The sequence below is a fragment of the Paracoccus sp. MC1862 genome (genome assembly GCF_016617715.1).
Lineage (GTDB): Bacteria > Pseudomonadota > Alphaproteobacteria > Rhodobacterales > Rhodobacteraceae > Paracoccus.
Window position 1 is genome coordinate 44,070 of record NZ_CP067225.1, and the last position, 20,852, is coordinate 64,921.

The window sequence follows — 20,852 nt, forward strand, 5'->3', positions numbered from 1 at the left end:
CTCTCCTCCTCTGATCTCAGGCGATGCTTTCGACGGTGCCGCCGTCCACCCGCAGCGCGGCCCCGGTCGTGGCGCTGGCTTGGGGCGAAGCGACGTAGACGCTCATCGCCGCGACCTCCCCGGGGGTGGCGAAGCGGCCGAGCAGGTTCGAGGGGCGGTTTTCGCGCAGGAACAGCGCCTCCATTTCCTCGGGGGAAACGCCTCGCTCGCGGGCGAGGTCGTGCATCATCTCGACCGAGCCTTCGGTGCGCGTCGGTCCCGGCAGGATCGAGTTGACGGTGACGCCGCTGCCTGCCAGCACCTTGGCCAGCCCGCGGGCCACGCCCTGCACGGCGGCCTTGCTGGCGCCGTAATGGACCATCTCGGCCGGGATGTTCAGCGCCGATTCGCTGGAAATGAACTGGATGCGGCCCCAGCCCCGGTCGCGCATTCCCTGCGCGTAATGGCGGGCCAGCCGCACGCCGCTCATCACGTTGACGCGCAGGCTTTCGTCCCAATCGGCGTCGGTGATGTCGAAGAACGGGCGGGCGCCGTAGATGCCGAGGTTGTTGACCAGGATGTCGGCCTGCGGCTCGGCCGCGATCAGCGTGGCGCAACCCTCGGCCGTGCCGGCATCGGCCACCACCGCGCGGGCGTCATCCCGCCCCGAAGCCTTGTTCACGGCGTCGCGCGCGGCATTCGTGCTGTCCTCGCGGCGGCCGACGACCACGACGCGGGCACCGGCCTGGGCCAGCCCCTTAGCAATGGCCATGCCGATGCCGCCGGTCGAGCCGGTGACGATGGCGGTCTTGTCGGTCAGGTCGATATGCATGGGCGGTCTCTCCTCGTTTGCGTTGACACCAAGATAGTGCCGATCTGCGAAGGAAATAATCAGCTTGCAGGGAAGATGATTGCTTCCTATAAGGAAATTATCGTTACCAGCCTCGTTCCCAGTGCGGGGTGTCGCGATAGCGTTCCACCAGCGCGTCCACCAGCAGCCGCACCTTGGCCGCAAGATGGCGGCTATGGGGATAAAGCAGGAAGATGTCATAGGGCGCGGATTCGAACTCCTGCAGCAGCGGCACCACCCGGCCCCCGCGGATCGCATCGCCCGCGACAAAGGCGGGGACGCAGGCAAGGCCCAGCCCGGCCTCGGCGGCCTGCAGGCAGGCCTCGGCATTGGAAAAGCGCAGCCGCCCGCTGACCGCCACCCCCGGCGGATCGCCGGAGGGCCAGCGGCTGGGATCGCGGAAGTTCGTGTCGATGATGCAGTCGTGCCGCGTCAGGTCAGCGGGAGTTTCGGGCGCGGGGTTGCGGTCCAGGTAGGCCTGCGCCCCCACCACGACGATGCGGACCGCGCAGAGCTTGCGGATGATGAGGCTGGAATCGTCCGGCTGCCCGACCCGCACGGCAAGGTCGAAGCCGTCGTCCACGAGGTTCACGGCCCGGTCCGAAAAGCTCACGTCCAGCTCGATCTCGGGGTAGCGGGCGGCGAAGTCGTTCAGCGCCGGGGCAAGCTCGCGGATGCCGAAGGTCAGGGGCGCGGCCACCCGCAGCCGCCCGCGCGGGGTCTGCGAGATGTTGCGGATCTCGCTGTCCAGCCTGTCCAGTTCCTCGATCAGCACCCGCAGACGGTCGTGATAGGCTTGGCCCGCCTCGGTCGGGGATACCGAGCGGGTGGTGCGGTTCAGCAGCCGCACCCCCAGTTCCGATTCCAGCCGCGAGACCAGCTTCGAGGCCTGCCCCGAACTGGTGCCAAGCTGCCTGGCGCCGCCTATGAAGCTGCCCGCCTCCATCACCGCCATGAACATCCGGTCGCATTCCAGTCGGTTCATCGCTTTCCTCTTTATCCGCGGCTTGCCGCATTCCACCACGGCGGACCTGCCGGGCGCCAGCGGTCCGCGTCAGGGCAGGGGAACGGCCGCGGCGCGGGGGCGTTGCTCCTCGCAACTCGTGCTGTGAAAGGATGATCCATGTCCGGCAAGGAAGGCTCCGACCCCGTTCTCCCTCCCTACCGCTCGGGCGCGATCGAGGACCCGCGCCTGCCGCTCAATCCCTATTCCGACGACCAGCAGCCCTGGCCGGGGCTGGCCGAGAAGATGGACCCGCAGCCCGACCATGGCGAGGAAAGCTACAAGGGCCATGACCGGCTGAAGGGCAAGCGCGCGCTGATCACCGGGGGCGACAGCGGCATCGGCCGCGCCGCCGCCATCGCCTATGCGCGCGAGGGCGCGGATGTCGCGATCAACTATCACCCGGACGAGGAAAGCGACGCGCAGACTGTCGTGAAGTTGATCGAGGCCGAGGGTCGCCGCGCGGTCGCGCTGCCCGCCGACATCCGCGACGAGCAGGCCGCCCGCAAGGTCATCGACGATGCCGTGAAGGGCTTGGGCGGGCTTGAGGTGCTGGTGCTGAACGCGGGCCGCCAGCAGGCGCAGAAGTCCATCGCCGACATCACCTCGGACGCCTTCGACGCGACGATCAAGACCAACATCTACGCGCCCTTCTGGATGGCGCAGCAGGCGCTGCCGTATCTGAAGAAGGGGGCCTCGATCATCGTGACCTCGTCGATCAACGCCTTCTCGCCCTCGCCCGACATGCTGGACTATGCGATGACCAAGGGCGCCGGGAAGGTCTTTGCCCAGGGGCTGGCCAAGCAGCTTGCGCCCAAGGGCATCCGCGTGAATGCGGTGGCGCCGGGGCCGTTCTGGACCGCGCTGCAGGTCTCGGGCGGCCAGCCCAGGGAAGACCTGCCCGAGTTCGGCGCTGACAGCCCGCTCGGCCGCGCCGGCCAGCCGGTAGAGATCGCGCCGATCTACGTCCTGCTTGCCAGCGACGAGGCCAGCTACATCACCGGCGAGGTTTACGGCGCGACCGGCGGCAGCGGGACGGGCTGACCGCTTCTTATTCCGCTTTGTGCACTCACGCTTATGTGAGACCTTGAACGAGTTGGCATACGGCCGCCTCCTTCAAGGGTGTTGGTGATGAGTTCTCAGAAATACGCGGCGGAATTTATAGGAACATTCTGGCTGACCTTCGGCGGCTGCGGGTCGGCCGTGCTGGCGGCCGCCTTCCCCGAGGTGGGCATCGGCCTTCTGGGCGTGTCGCTGGCCTTCGGGCTGACCGTGCTGACCATGGCCTATGCCATCGGGCATGTGTCGGGCTGCCACCTGAACCCTGCGGTGACAGTCGGGCTTGCGGCGGGCGGGCGTTTCCCGTCCTCGCAGATCCTGCCCTATGTGGTGGCGCAGGTCCTGGGTGCGATCCTGGGCGCGCTGGTGCTTTACCTGATCGCCAATGGCGCGCCGGGCTTCGACGCCTCGGCCTCGGGCTTTGCGGCGAACGGCTATGGCGAACATTCGCCGGGCGGCTATTCGATGGGCGCGGGCTTTCTGGCCGAGGTGGTGCTGACGGCCATGTTCCTGTTCATCATCATGGGGGCCACGCATGGGCGGGCGCCGGTGGGCTTTGCCCCCATCGCCATCGGGCTGGGGCTGACGCTGGTCCACTTGATCTCGATCCCCGTCACCAACACCTCGGTCAATCCCGCGCGATCCACCGGACCCGCATTGTTCGTGGGCGGCTGGGCGCTGAGCCAGTTATGGCTGTTCTGGGTGGCGCCGCTGATCGGGGGCGCACTGGGCGGCGTCCTCTATCGCTGGCTCAGCCCGCAGCCCGAGGAACCTGTCGTCGGCGGCGTCCGCAGCCCCGGCTAGGTGGCGGGCCTTTGCCGGAAAGCACGGTGCCTTTTCATTGACGCGATCCTGCGGGGCGGGCACATCCGCCCCCAAAGCCGAAGGGACCCGCGCATGACCATCCATCTTCACCGCCACGACCTGCCGGACGGGCTGGACCTCGGGCCGGTCGTGGCCATCGACACCGAGACCATGGGGCTCGACCCCCGCCGCGACCGGCTGTGCCTGGTGCAGATGAGCGCGGGCGACGGCGACGCGCATCTGGTGCAGATCGCCCGCGGCCAGCACGAGGCGCCTAACCTGACCCGGATGCTGGCCGACGAGGGCACGCTGAAGCTGTTCCACTTCGGCCGCTTCGACATCGCGATGCTGGAAAACGCCTTCGGCGTGGTCACGCGCCCGGTCTGGTGCACCAAGATCGCGTCCAAGATGGTGCGGACCTTCACCGACCGGCACGGACTGAAATACCTGCTGAGCGACCTCGTCGGCGTGGACGTGTCCAAGCAGCAGCAGACCAGCGACTGGGGCGCCGAGGAACTGACGCAGGCGCAACTGGATTATGCCGCGTCAGACGTGCTGCATCTTCATGCGCTGAAGGCCGAACTGGAAAAGCGGCTGGAACGCGAGGGGCGGATGGCGCTGGCGCAGGCCTGCTTCGACTTCCTGCCGGCGCGGGCGACGCTGGACCTGATGGGCTGGGGCGATGACAACGACATCTTCCATCACTAGGTCGGGGAGATGAGTGAATATGTCGAGACCGCCCGTCGCGTGATCCGCTGCGAGGCGCAAGGGTTGTCCGAGATCGAAGCCGCGCTGGACGGCCCCCTGGCCCAACCCTTCGATGCCGCCGTGCGGCTGATCCTTGAGGCAACGGGCCGGGTGATCGTGTCCGGCATGGGCAAGTCGGGCCATGTCGGCCGCAAGATCGCGGCAACCTTCGCCTCGACCGGCACGCCCGCGCAGTTCGTCCACCCGGCAGAGGCCAGCCACGGCGACCTCGGCATGGTGACGAAAGGCGACGTGGCGCTGGTGCTGTCGAACAGCGGCGAGACGCCCGAGATTGCGGATATCGTGGCCCATACGCGGCGTTTTTCCATACCGCTGATCGGGGTGGCGGGTCGCGAACGGTCCACCCTGCTGCGCCAGTCCGACGTGGCGCTGCTGCTGCCGCAGGCGGCGGAAGCCTGCGGGACGGGGATCGTGCCCACGACCTCGACCACGATGACTCTGGCGCTGGGCGATGCACTGGCGGTGGCGCTGATGGAACATCGCAAGTTCACCCCCGAGCATTTCCGCACCTTCCATCCCGGCGGCAAGCTGGGCGCGCGGCTGGCCCGCGTGGGCGACCTGATGCATACGGATATGCCGCTGGTCCCCGAGGACGCGCCGATGGCCGAGGCGCTGCTGACCATCAGCCGCAAGGGCTTCGGCGTGACCGGCGTGACGAACAACAAAGGCGGGCTGGTCGGCATCATCACCGACGGCGACCTTCGCCGTCACATGGACGGCCTGCTGGACCACACGGCGGGCGAGGTGATGACGAAGAACCCCCGCACCATCGCCCCTGACGCGCTGGCCGAGGCCGCGCTGGCGCAGATGCAGGACAGCAAGATCACCAGCCTTTTCGCCGTCACGAACGACCGGCCGGAAGGCATCCTCCATATCCACGACTGCCTGCGGGCCGGGATGGTCTAGGGTGCTGCGGACCCGCATCGTCCGGCTTCTGCAGGTGGTCCTGCCGCTGGCGGCGCTGGCGCTGCTGTCGGTGCTGTTCCTGCTCGCGCGCAAGCCTGACCCCCAGGCGGCGATCCCCTATGCCCAAGGCCGCTTCGAGGAACTGTCCCGCGCCGAAGGCATCGGCGCGCCCGAATTCACCACCGTCACCGATGACGGCGCCACCGTCACCCTGCGCGCCACCCGCGCCGTGCCGGGCGAGGCCGAGGACGGGACGGCGCGCGACCTGACGCTGGACTGGCGGTCCCGCAGCGGGTTGCTGATGGTGGTCACCGCCCCGCAGGCCGCCAAGGAGGGCGAATTGCTGACGCTGGACGGGGGTACCCGCATGGCCTTGTCCACCGGCTGGGAACTGACCGCCCCGCAGATGCAGGCGCAGCTTGACGCGGGCGTGGTCAGCGCCGCGCAGACGGTGGACGTGACCGCGCCCTTCGGCGAACTTCAGGGGGACGCCATGCGGCTCGGTCCCGATGCGGCCGGGACCACGGTTCTTGAATTGAACGGGAACGTGCGGCTGCTATACCGCCCCTGACCCCCGCCGCTGGAAGGAGCCGACCATGCTGCGTTCCCTGATCCTGCCCGGCCTCCTTGCGCTGGCCCTGCCGCTTGCCGCCGCCGCCCAGACCGTGGGCTTCGGCGCCATGCGGGCCGATGCCGATGCCCCGGTCGAGGTGACCTCCGATGCCCTGCGGGTGAACCAGGACACGGGCGAGGCCGTCTTCACCGGCAACGTGCTGATCGGGCAGGGGCAGATGCGGCTCTCGGCCCAGTCCGTGACCGTGGTTTATGCCGAGGGCGGGCAGAATCGCATCCGGTCCCTCAATGCCACAGGCGGCGTCACGCTGGTCAGCGGCCCCGACGCGGCCGAGGCCGCCGGGGCCGTCTATGACGTCGAGGCCGGGACCGTGGTCCTGACCGGCGATGCCATCGTCACCCGCGGGGAAAGCGTGCTGGCCGGCGACCGGATCGAGGTCGATCTGAACGACGGCACCGCCTCGGTTTCCGGCCGGGTGCGGACGGTGCTGCAGCCGGGCCAGAACTGATGCCGCCTGCCTCTGCCTCATCGGGCCTGCAGGTCGATGGACTGCGGAAATCCTATCGCAACCGCCCGGTGATCCGCGACGTCTCGATACGGCTGAACCGGGGCGAGGTCGTGGCGCTTCTGGGGCCGAACGGCTCGGGCAAGACCACCTGCTTCTACTGCATCGCGGGGCTGGTCATGCCAGACGCGGGCCGCATCGTCATCGACGGGCGCGATGTCAGCGCCTTGCCGATGTTCCGCCGCGCCCGCATGGGCATCGGCTACCTGCCGCAGGAGATGTCGATCTTCCGCGGCCTTTCGGTCGAGCAGAACATCATGGCTGTCCTCGAAGTCGCCGGCCGCGAGCGCCGCCAGAGCCGCGAGCGGCTGGAGGAGCTGCTGGGCGATTTTTCCATTGGCCACCTGCGCCACGCCCCCGCGCTGGCGCTGTCGGGGGGCGAGCGGCGGCGGGTGGAAATCGCCCGCTGCCTCGCCTCGGACCCCGCCTTCCTTTTGCTGGACGAACCCTTCGCGGGCGTCGACCCCATCGCCGTGGGCGAGATCCGGGGCCTCGTCCATGATCTGAAGACGCGGGGCATCGGCGTCCTCATCACCGACCACAACGTGCGCGAGACGCTGGGGATCGTGGATCGCGCCTATATCCTGCACGACGGCCGGGTGCTGATGTCGGGCACCACCGCCGCCATCGTCGAGGACCCGCGCGTGCGCGAGGTCTACCTGGGCGAAGGCTTTACCCTGGGCTGAGCACCGGCGATCTTTACCATAAATGCAGGCGCGGCGTCGCTGCGGGCCTGCGCCGATTGACACCGGGGGCACGCTGTTCCCAAATAAAGAAAGGAGCCCGGTCGCGGGCTCTTGTCACCGGTCGGTTTGCGCCGGCAGCGGCGCAACCACCGGCTCGGCTCACGGAAAGGAAAAAATCATGCGCTATCAGATCAGTGGACGACAGATCGATATCGGCGAGGCGCTGTCCACCCATGTCGAGACCGAACTGGACGCGACCTTCGGCAAATACGCCCAGCGTCCGACCGACTCCACGGTGATCTTTTCGCGCGATGCCCACAACCTGACCTGCGACGCGGTGGTCCATCTGTCCACCGGCCTGACGGTTCAGGCCAAGGGGCAGGACCCCGACAACATCTACGCCGCCTTCGAGAAGTGCCGCGAGAAGATGGACAAGCAGGTGCGCCGCTACAAGCGTCGCCTGAAGGACCATCACAAGGACCGTAGCGAGCCGGTTGTATACGGCACCGCCGCAAGCTATGTGCTGGCCGCCAACGAGGATGAATGGGAATCGCAGGACGATACGGGCCTGCAGCCCATCATCGTCGCAGAGATGGAGACCCGGGTGCCGACCCTGTCGGTCGGCGACGCGGTCATGCAGATGGAGCTTGCGGGCGCGCCGATGCTGGTCTTCCGCAACGAGAAACACGGAGGGGTCAATGTGGTCCACCGCCGCGAGGACGGCAACGTGGGCTGGATCGACCCCCGCAACCTGAGCTGACGCCGCAGCGTTAGCATGAAAGCCGGGCAGGTTCGCGCCTGTCCGGCTCTTACGCCGCGGACCAAGGACGGGCAGGACAGCAGCACATGCGCATCAGCGACATTCTTTCCCCTGCGGCGGTCCGCTCGCAGGCGCAGGTCAGTTCCAAGAAGCGGCTTTTCCACGACATCGCGGAAATGGCCGCGCAGGCCTACAAGCTGGACCCCGCGGCGACGCTGGACGCGCTGCAGGAACGCGAAAGCCTGGGCGCGACCGGCGTGGGCCACGGGGTCGCGCTGCCCCACGCCCGCATTCCCGGCCTCGACCGCGTGGCGGGGCTGTTCCTGCGGCTGGAAAAGCCGATGGACTTCGACGCCGTGGATCGCCAGCCGGTGGACCTGGTCTTCGCCCTGCTGGCGCCCGACACGCCGGGCGTCGAGCATCTGAAGGCGCTGGCGCTGGTCAGCCGCACCCTGCGCGACGGCGACATGCGCACGAAGCTGCGCGCCAACGACGACCCGGTGGCGCTGCACGCGGTGCTGGCTGCGGCGCAGGACCTCTCGACGGTCTAGCGTGCGCCTGCCACGTCGATGATGGCGCCCGAGGTATAGCTCGCGGCGTCCGAGATCAGCCACAGGATCGCCGCCGCGACTTCCTCGGGGCGGCCAACGCGCCCCCAGGGAAGCTGCGGGCCGACGGTCGCGATGCGATCCGGCTCTCCCCCGTCCGCGTGGATGTCGGTCGCGATGATTCCCGGGCGCACGCCGTTGACGCGGACCCGGCGCGGGGCGAGTTCCGCCGCAAGCCCGATCACCAGCGTGTCGATCCCGCCCTTGGTCGCCGCGTAATCGACGTATTTGCCGGGCGAGCCCAGCCTGGCGGCGACCGAGGAGACCAGCACGATCGCGCCGCCGTCCCCCAGCCGCCGCGCCACCTCGCGCGCGCAGTAAAGCGTCCCGGTCAGGTTGATCCGCACCATGCGGTCAAGCCTTTCGGGCGTCATCTCAGCCAGCGGCATCACCGGCGCCACGATGCCTGCGTTGATCACCACCGCGTCCAGCCCGCCCATCGCCGCCTCTGCCGCGTCGAACAGCCCTGCTACCTGCGCAGGATCGCCCACGTCGGCGGCATGGGCGCTCGCCGTCCCTCCGGCGGCGCGGATGGCGGCCAGCGTTTCCCGCGCGGCGGCCTCGTTGCGGCTGTAGCCCATCATGGTGGGCCAGCCGCGCTCGGCGCAGCCAGTCGCCGTCGCCCGACCGATGCCGCGGGTGCCGCCGGTAATGAGCGTTCTCATGGCAGGTATCCCTCGAATGTGATGTTGCGGGCGACGCGTCGGGCGGCGGCTTCTTCCAGCGGCGAGCGGATCGTCCAGCAGAGCACCGGCACGCCCCGCGCCGCCAACCGCCCAACGGCCGGATTCCCGAGATCCCGGTGATCGTGCGAGACGAAGGTTGCGCCGATCTCCTCGAAGTCCTCCAGCCGCGCCAGGGCGGCCCGGCGCTTCTGCGGGACGCCTGGCCAAGAGCGCTTGGGAAAGGCGCAACTGGTCAGCCCGACGGTCAGGGCCGGGTCGCCCTCGCGCAGCGCACGGACGGCGCAGGGATTGAAGGACATGACCGCGACCGGATGCCCCTTGGCGGCATGGGGGCAAACGGCCTCCGCCACCCGCGCCGGCAGGTCGCCCATTCCCGGACCGAGGGCGCCGTCCTGATCCTTGATCTCGATCAGCACCGGCACCCGGCCCGCGACGATCTCCAGCACCTGCGCGAGCGTCGAGATCGTCTGATCCGTCCCCAGAAGTCGCCGTGCCGCCGCCTCGGCCACGGACAGCGCGGCCACTCGCCCGTCTGTTCCGGTCAACCGGAACAACTCCTCGTCATGGAACACCAGCGGCGTTCCGTCCGCTGCGGGCTGCACGTCAAGCTCGATGCCATAGCCGCGCTCCATCGCCGCGCGGAAGGCGGCCATCGAGTTCTCGGGGACACCCGGCCCGTGCAACCCGCGATGGGCAAGGGGGCGAGACAGGAAATCGGGATGCAGCATGGAGGGATGCTCTGGCGGATGGCGCAGGACCGGGGGCCAGCCCCCATCGTCGTATACAACGCGATCCCGGGATATTTCCACGAAGAAGAACGGCTTCAGGCGAGTTCGAAGATGGCCTCGATTTCCACCGCGACGCCACGAGGCAGGGCCGCGGCGCTGACGGCGGCCCGGGCGTGGCGGCCGGCCTCGCCGAAGACCTCGACCATCAGGTCCGAGCAGCCGTTGATGACCTCGGGCTGGTCGGTGAACTCGGGCGTCGAGTTGACGAAGCCCGTCAGCTTCACCACCCGCGCGATCCCGTCGAGCGAGCCCAGCGCCGCCCGCGCCTGCGCGATCAGTGCAAGGCCGCAGGCCCGCGCGGCGGCGGCACCCTGCGCGACATCCATGTCCTCGCCCAGCCTGCCGCGGATCAACCCCTCGGAGCCGGCGGCGATCTGGCCCGAGACGAACAGCAGCTTGCCGCTTTGCACGAAGGGCACGTAGTTCGCCGCCGGCATCGGCGCGTCGGGCAGGATGATGTTCAACTGGCGCAGGCGAGCGTCGTGGGACATGGAAACCTCCGGTCATGTGGTCGCGCCGAGGCTATCCGTCCCCGCTCGGCTGCGCCACCCCGCGCCCGTCGGGCCGGACCCAAATATCCCGGGGGAGCCGAAAGCGGGGGCAGCCCCCCATCTTCATGCCACCAGCGCCTCGGCCAGCCGCAGGTCCACGCTGACAAGCTGGCTCACCCCCGGTTCCACCATCGTGACGCCGAACAGCCGGTCCATGCGGGCCATCGTCACCGCATGATGGGTGATGATCAGGAAGCGCGTGTCGGTGCGCCGCGTCATCTCGTCCAGCAGGTCGCAGAAGCGGGTGACATTGGCATCGTCCAGCGGCGCGTCCACCTCGTCCAGCACGCAGATCGGGGCGGGGGTGGCCAGGAAGACCGCGAAGATCAGCGCCAGCGCCGTCAACGTCTGCTCGCCCCCCGACAGCAGGCTGAGGGTCGCAAGCTTCTTGCCCGGTGGCTGGGCGAGGATCTCCAGCCCGGCCTCCAGCGGGTCGTCGGATTCGACCAGCACCAGCCGGGCCTCGCCGCCGCCGAAGAGATGGGTGAACAGCGCCCCGAAGCTGGCGTTCACCGTGTCGAAGGCGGCCAGCAGCCGCTCGCGCCCTTCGCGGTTCAGGCTGCCGATGCCGGCGCGCAGCCGGGCGATGGCCGCGGTCAGGTCGTCCTTCTCGGCGGCAAGCCGGGCACGCTCCTCCTCCAGCACGCGCTTGTCCTCCTCGGCGCGGAGGTTCACGGGGCCGAGGACGTCCCGCTGGGTCCGCAGCCGCGAAATGTCGGATTCAAGCTGGGCGGAGGGCGGGGGCGCGTCGGTATCGCCCAGGGTTTGCGCCAGCGCCTCGGGGGGGGTGCCGTCCGTGTCCTCGGCGATGCGGGCGCGGGCCTGAGCTTCGGCCTCGCGGGCGGCATCCGCGCGTGCTTCGCGGGTCGCGCGGGCCTCGCGCCCGGCGCTCGCAGCGCGCTCGGCGTCCCGCTCGGCACCGGCGGCGGCCAGCAGGGCGGCATCCCCCGCCGCAAGGGCCGCGCGGGCACGGGCCAGGCGGACTTCGGCCTCCGCCACGCGCTGCGACAGCGCGGCGCGGCGCTGGGCAAGAATGGCGGGCTGGACCTCGGCTCCCGCCAGTTCCGCCGCCGTGACATCCCGCCGCGCCTGCAGTTCGGCCGCGCGGGTTCCGGCCTGATCGAGCCGCTGGCGCCAGCCGGAGGCGTCCTTGGCGATCGCCTCCAGCCGCTTCAGCCGCCCCTCGCCCTCGCGCCGCAACTCGTCCAGCGCGCCGTGCCGGGAAAGGGTGGCGATGCGCGCGGCCTCGACGGCGGTTTTTGCCTGATCGACAGCTGTCGCCGCTGCGCTGCGGTCGGGCAGGGCCGACAGGGCGGCCCGCGCCTCGGCCAGCCTGCGGGCGGCGTCGGCGGCATCGCCTGCATGACGGGCGCGCTCGGCCCGCGCGGCCTCGGCGCGGCCCTGGGCAAGCGACAGGTCCGAATCGGCGCGGGTGGCGGCGCGAAGGCTGTCCGAAAGCGCCCGCTCGGCGGCCCGGCTGGCCTCGCGGGCCGAGGTTTCGGCACCCGTTGCGTCCTTCAACGCGGCGCGGGCGGTTTCATGGATGGCGATGGCGGCATCGGCGCGGGTGCGCGCGGATTCAGCCTGCGCGATGGTGTCCTTCAGCCGGTTCACCTGCTGCAGATGCAGGGCGGCGGCGGATGTCGCCTCTCCTGCCGGCAGCGCCAGCCCGTCCCAGCGGAAGAGGTCGCCCGCGCGTGTGACAAGCCGTTGGCCGGGGCGAAGGTGCGGCTGCATCCGGGCGGCGCTTGCGGCATCCGCGACAAGGCCGATCTGGGCCAAGCGGCGGGAAAGGGCAGGGGCGCCTTGAACCTGCGCGCCAAGCGGGGCCGCGCCTTCGGGCAGGGCCGGGTCGTCGTCGGGGATGGACAGGGTCCGCCAGCCGAGGCCTTCGTCGGTCACGGGCAGCCGCAGGTCGTCGCCGAGCGCCGCGCCCAGCGCAACCTCGAAGCCCGGCGCAACGGTGAGGGCGTCCAGCAGCGCGCCCGCCTCGGCCCGGCCACGGGCGAGGAGGCGGGATAGGGCGCTGCGCTCGGCCTCCAGCGCGGCGGCCTCGCCCTCGGCATGGGCGCGGGTCGCGCGGGCGGCGGTTTCGGCATCGCTTGCGGCGGCGCGGTCGGTCTCGGCGGCAGAAAGGCGGGCCTCGGCTTGCGTTGCGGCGGCGCGGGTGGCTTCCTGCGCGGCCTGCGCCTGCGCCAGGGTGGCTTCGGCCTCGCGGCCTGCAGCTTCGGCGCGGGTGACAGCAGCTTCTGCCTCGGTCTGGGCGCGCTCGGCTCGCTCGCGCATGACGCGCAGGTCCGCGACCAGCCGCTCGGCGGACTGGTGGCGGGCGGCGAGGCGGGCCGCTTCGTCGGTGAGTTCACCAAGCCGCGCCTCGATCCCGCGCAGGGCAGTGGCAGCATCCTCGGCGGCGATCTGGGCTGCAGCAAGCCGGTCTTCATGGCCGGCATCGGCCTGCTCCAGTTCCTCGCGTTCGTGTGTCAGCCGTGCCAGAACCTCGCCCGCGTCGCGGTTCAACGCGGACTCGCGCTCACTGTCGCGGTCGAGTTGGGCAAGGCGGGCGGTCAGAGTGGCAAGCGTGTCACGGGCGCGGGCCTCGGCGTCGTCCAGCGCCTCGGCCTCGGCGGCGGCCCGGGCCTGGATCGCGGCGGCGATGCTGTCCTCATCGCGGAGGGCGGGCAGGGCGGCCTCGGCCTGCGCTCGCGCGGTGGTGGCTGCGCGGGCAGCGGCCTCGGCCTGCGCGGCGGTTGCGCGGGCTTCGGCGAAGGCCGTGAGTGCCGCCGTCAGCGCGGCCTGCGCTTCGGACCAGCGTCGGTAAACCAGCGCGCCCTCAGCCCGGCGCAGGGCCGCGCCGATCTCGCGGTAGCGCGCCGCCGTCCGCGCCTGCCGCGCCAGCGCCGCCGCCTGCGCGGCCAACTGTTCCAGCGTGTCGTCCACGCGGGTCAGGTTCTGCTCGGCCCCGTTCAGCCGCAACTCGGCCTCGTGCCGGCGCTGGTAGAGCCCGCCGATGCCCGCCGCTTCCTCCAGCACCCGGCGCCGCGCCTTGGGGCGGGCGTTGATCAGCTCGGAAATCTGCCCCTGCCGCACCAGCGCGGGCGACTGCGCCCCGGTCGAGGCATCCGCGAACAGCATCTGCACGTCCCGCGCCCGCACCTCGCGCCCGTTGATGCGATAGGCCGAGCCGGCATCGCGGGTGATCCGCCGCGTCACGTCCAGCGTGTCGGCGTCGTTGAAGCCGACGGGGGCAAGCCGGGCGCGGTTGTCGAGGGCCAGCGTCACCTCGGCCCGACCCTTGGCGGGGCGGCGGGTGGTGCCGGCGAAGATCACGTCCTCCATCCCGTCGCCGCGCATGGCGGTCGGGCGGCTTTCGCCCATGACCCAGCGCAGGGCTTCCAGCAGGTTCGACTTGCCGCAGCCATTGGGGCCGACGACGCCGGTCAGCCCCTGGAGGATGACCAGTTCGGTCGGGTCCACGAAGCTTTTGAAGCCGGAAAGGCGAAGGCGGTCGAACTGCAAGCGGGTTTCCTTTGATCCGCGGCGATTCAACCTGTGCGCGCGGGCAAGTCAACGCGGGCCGCGGTTTTCCGAAAGGCGAAAAGCCGGGTGCTTCCAATCGGCCCGGCCCGTGCTAACCATGCGGCATGGTCCCGGCGCTTGTCACCATCCTGTGCTTCCAGCTTGTCGGGGAGGTCATCTCCCGCGGGCTGGACCTGCCCCTGCCGGGTCCGGTCGTGGGGCTGGTGCTGCTGCTGGGCGCGATGCGGCTGCGGCCCGGCCTTGCCGGCTGGCTGCGGCCGGTGGGGGAGGGGGTGCTGGCGCATCTGTCGCTGTTCTTCGTGCCCGCTGGCGTCGGCATCGTCGCGCATCTGCCACTTTTGCGCGAACACGGGCTGGCGCTGCTGGTGGCGATCGTCGTCTCAACCGTGCTGGCGCTGGTCGCGGGGTCCGGGGCCTTTATCTTCGTCGCCCGCCTCACCGGACAGGAGGAGCGATGAACGCCGACCCCGCCTTGATCTGGGCCTATCTTTCCCAAGGGCCGCTGCTGTGGCTGACGGCGACACTGATGGGATATGCGCTGGGCGAGGCGGCTTTCCGCGCCGCAGGACGCCAAAGCTGGGCCAACCCGGTGCTGATCGCCGTCATCCTGCTTGGGCTGCTGCTGACGGTGACCGGCACACCCTATGCCACCTATTTCGAGGGCGCGCAGTTCGTCCATTTCATGCTTGGCCCCGCGACGGTCTGCCTTGCGCTGCCGATGCACGACAACCTGCCGCAAATGCGGGCGGCGGCGCTGCCGATCCTCGCGGGGCTGGTGGCGGCCTCGGTAGTGGCGGTCGTCTCGGCCCTTGCGATCGCGCGGGCCTTCGGGCTGGGGGCCGAGGTCATGGCCTCGCTCGCCCCCAAGTCTACCACGGCGCCCGTCGCCATCGGCATCGCCGAGAGGCTGGGCGGGCAGCCCACGCTGACCGCGGTGCTGGTGCTGCTGACGGGCATCCTCGGTGCGATCATCGTGACGCCGCTGTTCGACGCGCTGGGCTTTCGCGACTGGCGGGCGCGGGGGCTTGCGGTCGGGACCGCCGCGCATGGGATCGGGACGGCGCGGGCGTTCCAGGTGAACCCCACGGCCGGGGCATTCGCCGGGATCGGCATGGGGCTGAACGCCGTGCTGACCGCGATCATCGCGCCGCTGGCGCTGCGGTTCTTCGGCTGAAACGAAAAAGGCCGCCCGGATGGGGCGGCCTGTGATGCGATGAACCCGCAGCTTACGCGGCCTCGGCTTCCTCGGCCTCGGCGGCCATGCGGCGTTCGCTTTCCTCGCGCGACAGCGCGACCGAGGTGCGCACGCCCTTGCTGACGAATTCGACCAGCCCCTTCACCACCCGCTCATTCGGGTCGATGCCGGCGCAGCTGAGAACCTCGCGCCCGTCGCGCGACCGCGCCCACCGGGCGATCTGTTCGGCCCCGTTGCCGTATTTCTTGTCATCCGCAATGGCATCGTCCAGCGCCGCCAGAACAACGGCGGCGAAAAGCTTGCGGGCCCGCTGCCCCTGTTCGAAATTGAATGCCGAGCCGTCCACGAAATCACGCATGAAGTTTCCTGTCTTTCTCACCCCGCCAACGCGAGGAGCGGGGTCGCCGGCCCCGAGTGTTCTTTGCCCTGAAGGGTGTCGCGAAGGATTAGCCTGTCACGACACCGATTCGTTATCCCCTTGCCCGCAACCCCGCCATGCATCCCACGCAAACCCGCAGCGATCCACATATACTGCGTTTTTCGCGACGATTTGATGGCACTTGGGGCATCAAGGCCGCTTGACAACCCGCGGCATTGTCAAAAGTTGCCTGCAACTTAACTAAAAAGGGTTACTGTCATGCCGCCGTCCGGCTGGCGAGAACCACCCCGGCGATGACCAGCGCCCCGGCCGCCAGTTCCAGAAGGCGGGGCCTTTCGCCCAGCATCACCCAGGCGGACGAAAAGCCCACGATGGGCACCAGCATCGACCAGGGCGCGACCTCGCTGGCGGGATAGCGCGACATCAGCGTGTTCCAGATGCCGTAGCCCAGGACCGTGGCGAAGACGATGATGTAAAGCAGGCCGAGGTTGGCGGGCATGGCTGCAGTCGTGAAGGCGCCGCCCAGCGCAGGGACGATTCGGGGGCCCTCCATCAGCAGCGACAGCAAGAACAGGGGAATGGGCGGGACGATCGACATCCACATCGTCAGGTGCAGGGGCTTTGGCGCACGCGCCAGCCGCGAGCAGATGTTGCCGACGGCCCAGCCCAGCGCGGCCAACAGCGTCAGCATCATCGGTAGCAGCGCCGCCGATTGCGCGCGGGCGGTGCCGATGATCGTCAGCCCCAGCACGGCAAGGCCGATGCCCGCCAGCCGCAGGGGCGTCAGCCGCTCGCCCAGGAAAGCGGCCGCCAGAAGGATGGTGAAGGGCGCCGAGGCCTGCAGCACCAGCGAGGCAAGCCCAGCCGGCATCCCCGTCGCCATTCCCAGGTAAAGGAACGAGAATTGCATGACGCCCAGCCCCAGCCCCGTGCCGATCAACCAGCGAAGCCTGACCTGCGGGAAGGGGACGAACAGGATCGCCGGGATCGCCATCAGGACAAAGCGCAGGGTGGCCGCCAGAAACGGCGGGTAATGGTCCAGCATCAGCGCGGTGGCCGGGAAGTTCAGTCCCCACAGCACCGGCACCAGCAGGACCAGCCCGCGATCGCCCCCCTGCATCCGCCGCCCTTTCGTGAAAATCGCCGCAATGGAGCCGATCCATGCGGCCGCCGCAAGCCTCAGCCGAACAGGTCCAGTTGTTCGGGCTGCGGGCCCTGCGGCAGGGGGCAGAGGCTCGACAGCGTGATCCCCAGAAGCCGCACCCCGCGCGGATCGGGCAGCACCTGCGGCAGCAGGGCCGTGGCCTGCGCCAGCAGTTCCGCCTGCGACATGACGGGCGCAGGCTGGCTATGGGCGCGGGTGACGATCTGGAAATCGGTGTATTTCGCCTTGAGCGTCACCGTTCGTCCCGAGACTTCGCGGGGGCCGGCATGGCGCCAGACCTTCTCGGCCAGCGGCTCCAGCGCCCCGGCGGCGGCGGCGAGGTCGTGGATGTCGGTGAAGAAGGTGGTCTCTGCGCCGATGGACTTGCGCTCGCGGTTCGGGCGCACCTCGCGGTCGTCGATGCCGCGGGCGATGTTCCAGTAATAGCGGCCCGCCTTGCCGAAGCGTGTCGTCAGGAACTCGAGGCTCTGGCGGTGCAGGTCGGCGCCGGTGCGGATGCCGTGGCGTTCCATCCTGGCCGCCGTGGCGGGACCGATGCCGTGAAAGCGGGCGATGGGCAGGGTCAGGACAAAGCCCGGCCCAGCCTCGGGCGGGATGACGTAAAGGCCGTCGGGCTTGCGCTGGTCGGACGCCAGCTTGGCCAGAAACTTGTTGTAGCTGACCCCGGCCGAGGCGGTCAGCCCGGTCTCAAGCCGGATCAGCGCCCGGATCTCCTGCGCGATGGCCGTGGCGGTGCGGCCTTCAAGGTGGTCGGTCAGGTCCAGATAGGCCTCGTCCAGCGACAAGGGTTCGATCAGAGGAGTGAAGCGGGCGAAGATCTCGCGGATCTGGTTGCTGACGGCGCGATAGACCTCGAACCGGCCCTTGACGAAGATGAGCTCGGGGCAGAGCCGCTTCGCCCGGACCGAGGGCATGGCCGAGTGCACGCCAAAGGGCCGCGCCTCGTAGCTGGCCGCCGCCACGACGCCGCGCAGGGACGAGCCGCCGACCGCCACCGGCTTGCCGCGCAGATCCGGGTTGTCGCGCTGTTCCACGCTGGCAAAAAAGGCGTCCATGTCGATATGGACGATGCGGCGGATGCGCCCGGGCGCGTCAGGGATCATGGCGCGAAGCCACGACGTTTCGGGCGCAGGATGCGTGGTTTCCACGCACCGCCCGCAGGACATGGCGCGTTCCGAGCACGCACCCTGCGGCGCGGCAGGCTCCTGAGGATGCGCGTTCCCACCCTCCAGCCGGCGCGTCCTTTCGCTTTCGGACGGTTCTCAAATATCCTCAGGGGAAGAGGCCGCAGGCCTCGCGGGGGCAGACAGCCCCCGTCCGGCGGTGAAGTCCGCGGAACGGGTGGGTTCCCTGCGCCGGCCGCAGACCATGGTGCGTGGAAACCACGCACCCTACGGGTCGGCTTGCACCTGCCCATCGGCCGCAAGGACCGCCATGCCCCCGGCGGTCAGCCCCTCGCCGATGCGGTCGAAGCGCAGATGGGCGATGCCGCGTCCGCCTGACTGGGTGAACAGGGTTCCCGCCTCGCGCCCGTCCGCCATCAGGATGGGCGTGCCGACCGGAACCTCGCCGTCCACCGCGACGGTGACAAGGCCTTTCCGCAATTCGGTCTTGTGTTTCATGCGGGCGGTGACCTCCTGCCCGACATAGCAGCCCTTGCGGAAATCGACTCCGTGCAGGCGCTCGAACCCGGCTTCGAGGATGAAGGTTTCGTTCGGGATCAGTTCGACCAGCGACTTGGGGATGGTATGGGTCACGCGGATGGCGTCCCAGTCGGTGCCGTCGTCGCTGTCGGTTTCGCCGTAAAGCCGCCAGCCCAGCGCCGGATGGCGGGGGTCGACGATGGCTCCGGCAGGGGCCTCGCCGGTGCCGCGCGACACCTTGAGGCCGGTTTCGGTCAATTCGACCGCCGAGCGCAGCTTGTACATCGACAGCCGCCGTACGAGGTCACCGGCAAGCCGCGCGTCCACGTCGATCAGCAGCGAATCCCCCTCCGGCACGATCAGGAAATCCGCCAGATACTTGCCCTGTGCCGTCAGCAGCGCCGTCCAGACAGGCGCGCGGGTGACGTCATTCGTTACCAGCCCCTGCAGGAACTCAACCCGATCCGCTCCGCCGACGCGCAGGATCTGCCGCATCACTCGCCCCCGAACTGCAGTTTCACCAGCGCCGCATAGGCGCCATTCGCTTCCATAAGCTGGTCATGCGTCCCCTGTTCCACAACCCGTCCCGCCTCGATCACCACGATGCGGTGGGCGGCGCGGATGGTGGACAGGCGGTGGGCGATCACCAGCGTCGTGCGCCCCTGGCTCAGTTCGTCCAACGCCTGCTGGACCAGCCGCTCGGATGCGGCGTCAAGCGCGCTGGTGGCCTCGTCCAGCAGCAGAACGGGCGCGTCGCGCAGCAGCGCGCGGGCGATGGCGACGCGCTGGCGCTGGCCGCCCGACAGGGCCGAACCGCGGGGGCCGACGCGGGTGTCCAGTCCCATGGGCAGGGCGTCGGCGAAATCGGCCACGCGGGCGGCGACCACGGCGGCGCGCAGGCGGTCCTCGGGGACCCCATGCCCCAGGGTGATGTTCTCGCGCAGCGTCTCGTCGAACAGCGCCGCGTCCTGGCTGACCGTCGAGAACTGGTCGCGCAGGATGGGCAGGGTGAAGTCGGCGACCGGCACGCCGCCCAGCGTGACGGCGCCCGCATCGGCGTCCACCATCCGGGTCAGCAGGTTGAAGACCGTGGACTTGCCCGCGCCGGAAGGGCCGACCAGCGCCGTCGTTTGCCCCGCCTCGGCGGTAAAGGACAGCCCGTGCAGCACCTTGTGGGCGCCGTAGGCGAGATGCACCTCCTCAAGCCGGATCGTGGTGTCGGGGGGCGGCTCGGTCCGGGGACCGGAACGGATCGTCGGCCGGGTGTCGAAGACCGCATAGATCCGTTCCAGCGAGGCCGCCGCCGTCTGCCATCCGCCGGCAAGCCCCCCAAGCCGGCGCAGCGGCTGGAAGGCCAGCGCCAGCGCGGTGAAGAAGGACATGAAGTCGCCCACCGTCCGCTCGCCGCTGGTGACCTGCGCCCCGCCGAGGATCAGGACGCCGAGGAAGCCCAGGCCCGTCACGATGTCGATCATCGCGGGGACCACAGCGTTGACCGCGCTCATCTTGGTTTCGGATTCGCGGATGTCGCCGACGATGCGGCGGAAGCTTTCGGCCTGGTAATCCTCCATCCGGTAAAGGCGGACGGCGGTGATGCCGTGCAGCACCTCGTCCAGCCTTGTGGCGCGGACCGAGGCGCGGGCGCGGTTCTGCCGCGTCTTGCGGCGGATGTAGCGCTGGGCATAGGCCGTGGGCAGGATCAGCAGCGGCGCGCCCACCAGCGCGGCGGCCGTCCACATCGGGTCGGTCGCCACCGCCACCCCGAACAGCGCCACCAGCGAGATCGCGTCGCGCCCCGCCCCGGTGATGAAGGTGGTCCAGATGGACCGGATCGCCATCGTGTCGCCCTGCACCCTTTCGATCAGGGCGCCGGGTGGGTTGGTCTGGAAGAAGTCCCCGTCCAGCGTCATGATATGCGCCAGCAGGTCCGTCTGCATTCGCGAGGCCACGCCCTGCTGGACCGAGGTCAGGATGGCGCGGGTGATGACATAGGTGGCGGCGCGGATCAGGAAAAGGCTGAAGATGACGCCGCCGACCCACCAGATCGCGCTTTCGTCCTGCCCCACGAAGACGCGGTCGAACAGCGGCTTCAGCATCCAGCTGAGAAAGGCCAGTGTCGAGCCCTCGATCACCATCAGCACCGTGGCCACACCCATGCGCGGCCAGTAGCGGCGCAGGTAATCCTGCCAGAGCCTTCCGAAGAGGCCGCGTTGTCGTTCGGCGCGTGACGGCATCCGGGCTCTCCTGCGGGTCGGTTCCGGGGATAGCGGGGACAGGATGGGGGGACAAGCAGCGGCGGAAAGGGGCTTTGCCCTTGGGCAGTTGGGCCAGAAAGAAGCAACCTGG

Annotated in this window: 22 protein-coding genes; 11 read left to right on the top strand and 11 right to left on the bottom strand. The window is 69.7% G+C overall.

Features of this window, described 5'->3' with window-relative positions; all coding sequences use genetic code 11:
* Nucleotides 1-16: 16 nt before the first annotated feature.
* A complete protein-coding gene (locus tag JGR78_RS00200; protein WP_182804460.1) occupies nucleotides 17-811 on the bottom strand; it encodes an SDR family NAD(P)-dependent oxidoreductase in 795 nt (264 codons plus the stop codon).
* Between the two features lie 103 nt (nucleotides 812-914).
* On the bottom strand, nucleotides 915-1,814 hold the full coding sequence (locus JGR78_RS00205; protein ID WP_182804458.1) for a LysR family transcriptional regulator: 900 nt from the start codon (nucleotides 1,812-1,814) through the stop codon (nucleotides 915-917).
* A gap of 138 nt (nucleotides 1,815-1,952) precedes the next feature.
* Between JGR78_RS00205 and JGR78_RS00210 the strand changes: the two genes are divergently transcribed.
* The 9 genes from JGR78_RS00210 (at nucleotide 1,953) to JGR78_RS00250 (ending at nucleotide 8,505) form a co-directional block, all read left to right on the top strand.
* Nucleotides 1,953-2,876 carry an SDR family oxidoreductase gene (locus JGR78_RS00210; RefSeq protein WP_182804456.1) on the top strand — a complete coding sequence of 308 codons (924 nt, stop codon included), beginning with the start codon at nucleotides 1,953-1,955 and terminating at the stop codon, nucleotides 2,874-2,876.
* Nucleotides 2,877-2,963: 87 nt separating this feature from the next.
* Nucleotides 2,964-3,695 (top strand): aquaporin Z, encoded by a 732-nt coding sequence (gene aqpZ / locus JGR78_RS00215; protein ID WP_182804454.1) that lies wholly within the window; start codon nucleotides 2,964-2,966, stop codon nucleotides 3,693-3,695.
* Nucleotides 3,696-3,788: 93 nt separating this feature from the next.
* Nucleotides 3,789-4,403 carry a ribonuclease D gene (locus JGR78_RS00220; protein WP_182792231.1) on the top strand — a complete coding sequence of 205 codons (615 nt, stop codon included), beginning with the start codon at nucleotides 3,789-3,791 and terminating at the stop codon, nucleotides 4,401-4,403.
* Nucleotides 4,404-4,412: 9 nt separating this feature from the next.
* A complete protein-coding gene (locus JGR78_RS00225) occupies nucleotides 4,413-5,369 on the top strand; it encodes an SIS domain-containing protein (RefSeq protein ID WP_182792230.1) in 957 nt (318 codons plus the stop codon).
* Between the two features lies 1 nt (nucleotide 5,370).
* Complete coding sequence (locus JGR78_RS00230) at nucleotides 5,371-5,940, top strand: hypothetical protein (protein ID WP_182792229.1); 570 nt, start codon at nucleotides 5,371-5,373, stop codon at nucleotides 5,938-5,940.
* A gap of 25 nt (nucleotides 5,941-5,965) precedes the next feature.
* Complete coding sequence (gene lptA, locus JGR78_RS00235) at nucleotides 5,966-6,451, top strand: lipopolysaccharide transport periplasmic protein LptA (RefSeq protein ID WP_182792228.1); 486 nt, start codon at nucleotides 5,966-5,968, stop codon at nucleotides 6,449-6,451.
* Complete coding sequence (gene lptB, locus JGR78_RS00240; RefSeq protein ID WP_182792227.1) at nucleotides 6,451-7,194, top strand: LPS export ABC transporter ATP-binding protein; 744 nt, start codon at nucleotides 6,451-6,453, stop codon at nucleotides 7,192-7,194. The genes lptA and lptB overlap by 1 nt, the downstream gene beginning before the upstream one ends.
* 178 nt (nucleotides 7,195-7,372) lie before the next feature.
* On the top strand, nucleotides 7,373-7,954 hold the full coding sequence (gene hpf / locus JGR78_RS00245) for a ribosome hibernation-promoting factor, HPF/YfiA family (protein ID WP_182792226.1): 582 nt from the start codon (nucleotides 7,373-7,375) through the stop codon (nucleotides 7,952-7,954).
* An 86-nt stretch (nucleotides 7,955-8,040) separates the two neighbouring features.
* Nucleotides 8,041-8,505 (top strand): PTS sugar transporter subunit IIA, encoded by a 465-nt coding sequence (locus JGR78_RS00250; protein WP_182792225.1) that lies wholly within the window; start codon nucleotides 8,041-8,043, stop codon nucleotides 8,503-8,505.
* On the opposite strand, the gene JGR78_RS00255 is transcribed toward JGR78_RS00250, so the two are convergent.
* The 4 genes from JGR78_RS00255 to JGR78_RS00270 form a co-directional block, all read right to left on the bottom strand.
* Nucleotides 8,502-9,227 carry an SDR family oxidoreductase gene (locus JGR78_RS00255; protein WP_182804451.1) on the bottom strand — a complete coding sequence of 242 codons (726 nt, stop codon included), beginning with the start codon at nucleotides 9,225-9,227 and terminating at the stop codon, nucleotides 8,502-8,504. The genes JGR78_RS00250 and JGR78_RS00255 overlap by 4 nt on opposite strands.
* Nucleotides 9,224-9,976 (bottom strand): glycerophosphodiester phosphodiesterase family protein, encoded by a 753-nt coding sequence (locus JGR78_RS00260; RefSeq protein WP_182792224.1) that lies wholly within the window; start codon nucleotides 9,974-9,976, stop codon nucleotides 9,224-9,226. Before JGR78_RS00260 ends, JGR78_RS00255 begins: the two co-directional genes overlap by 4 nt.
* A 95-nt stretch (nucleotides 9,977-10,071) precedes the next feature.
* A complete protein-coding gene (locus tag JGR78_RS00265; RefSeq protein ID WP_182792223.1) occupies nucleotides 10,072-10,527 on the bottom strand; it encodes a RidA family protein in 456 nt (151 codons plus the stop codon).
* 123 nt (nucleotides 10,528-10,650) lie between these two features.
* A complete protein-coding gene (locus tag JGR78_RS00270) occupies nucleotides 10,651-14,103 on the bottom strand; it encodes a chromosome segregation SMC family protein (RefSeq protein ID WP_182804449.1) in 3,453 nt (1,150 codons plus the stop codon).
* Between the two features lie 125 nt (nucleotides 14,104-14,228).
* Here JGR78_RS00270 and JGR78_RS00275 point away from each other — a divergent pair, with 125 nt between their 5' ends.
* Both JGR78_RS00275 and JGR78_RS00280 read left to right on the top strand, forming a co-directional pair.
* Complete coding sequence (locus tag JGR78_RS00275) at nucleotides 14,229-14,582, top strand: CidA/LrgA family protein (protein WP_182792221.1); 354 nt, start codon at nucleotides 14,229-14,231, stop codon at nucleotides 14,580-14,582.
* Nucleotides 14,579-15,298 (top strand): LrgB family protein, encoded by a 720-nt coding sequence (locus tag JGR78_RS00280; RefSeq protein WP_182792220.1) that lies wholly within the window; start codon nucleotides 14,579-14,581, stop codon nucleotides 15,296-15,298. The genes JGR78_RS00275 and JGR78_RS00280 overlap by 4 nt, the downstream gene beginning before the upstream one ends.
* A gap of 52 nt (nucleotides 15,299-15,350) precedes the next feature.
* Here the strand turns inward: JGR78_RS00280 and JGR78_RS00285 are convergent, their stop codons facing one another.
* The 5 genes from JGR78_RS00285 to JGR78_RS00305 form a co-directional block, all read right to left on the bottom strand.
* Nucleotides 15,351-15,677, bottom strand: coding sequence for a DUF6280 family protein (locus JGR78_RS00285; protein ID WP_036704285.1), 327 nt, complete (start codon nucleotides 15,675-15,677; stop codon nucleotides 15,351-15,353).
* A 277-nt stretch (nucleotides 15,678-15,954) separates the two neighbouring features.
* Nucleotides 15,955-16,818, bottom strand: a complete 864-nt coding sequence (locus tag JGR78_RS00290) for an EamA family transporter (protein ID WP_182804447.1) — start codon at nucleotides 16,816-16,818, stop codon at nucleotides 15,955-15,957.
* Between the two features lie 59 nt (nucleotides 16,819-16,877).
* Entirely contained in the window at nucleotides 16,878-17,966 is a 1,089-nt protein-coding gene (gene dinB / locus JGR78_RS00295; protein ID WP_182804445.1) for a DNA polymerase IV, read from the bottom strand.
* A gap of 288 nt (nucleotides 17,967-18,254) precedes the next feature.
* Nucleotides 18,255-19,001, bottom strand: a complete 747-nt coding sequence (locus tag JGR78_RS00300) for a folate-binding protein YgfZ (protein WP_182804443.1) — start codon at nucleotides 18,999-19,001, stop codon at nucleotides 18,255-18,257.
* On the bottom strand, nucleotides 19,001-20,740 hold the full coding sequence (locus tag JGR78_RS00305; RefSeq protein WP_182792216.1) for an ABC transporter ATP-binding protein: 1,740 nt from the start codon (nucleotides 20,738-20,740) through the stop codon (nucleotides 19,001-19,003). The genes JGR78_RS00300 and JGR78_RS00305 overlap by 1 nt, the downstream gene beginning before the upstream one ends.
* Nucleotides 20,741-20,852: the final 112 nt, after the last annotated feature.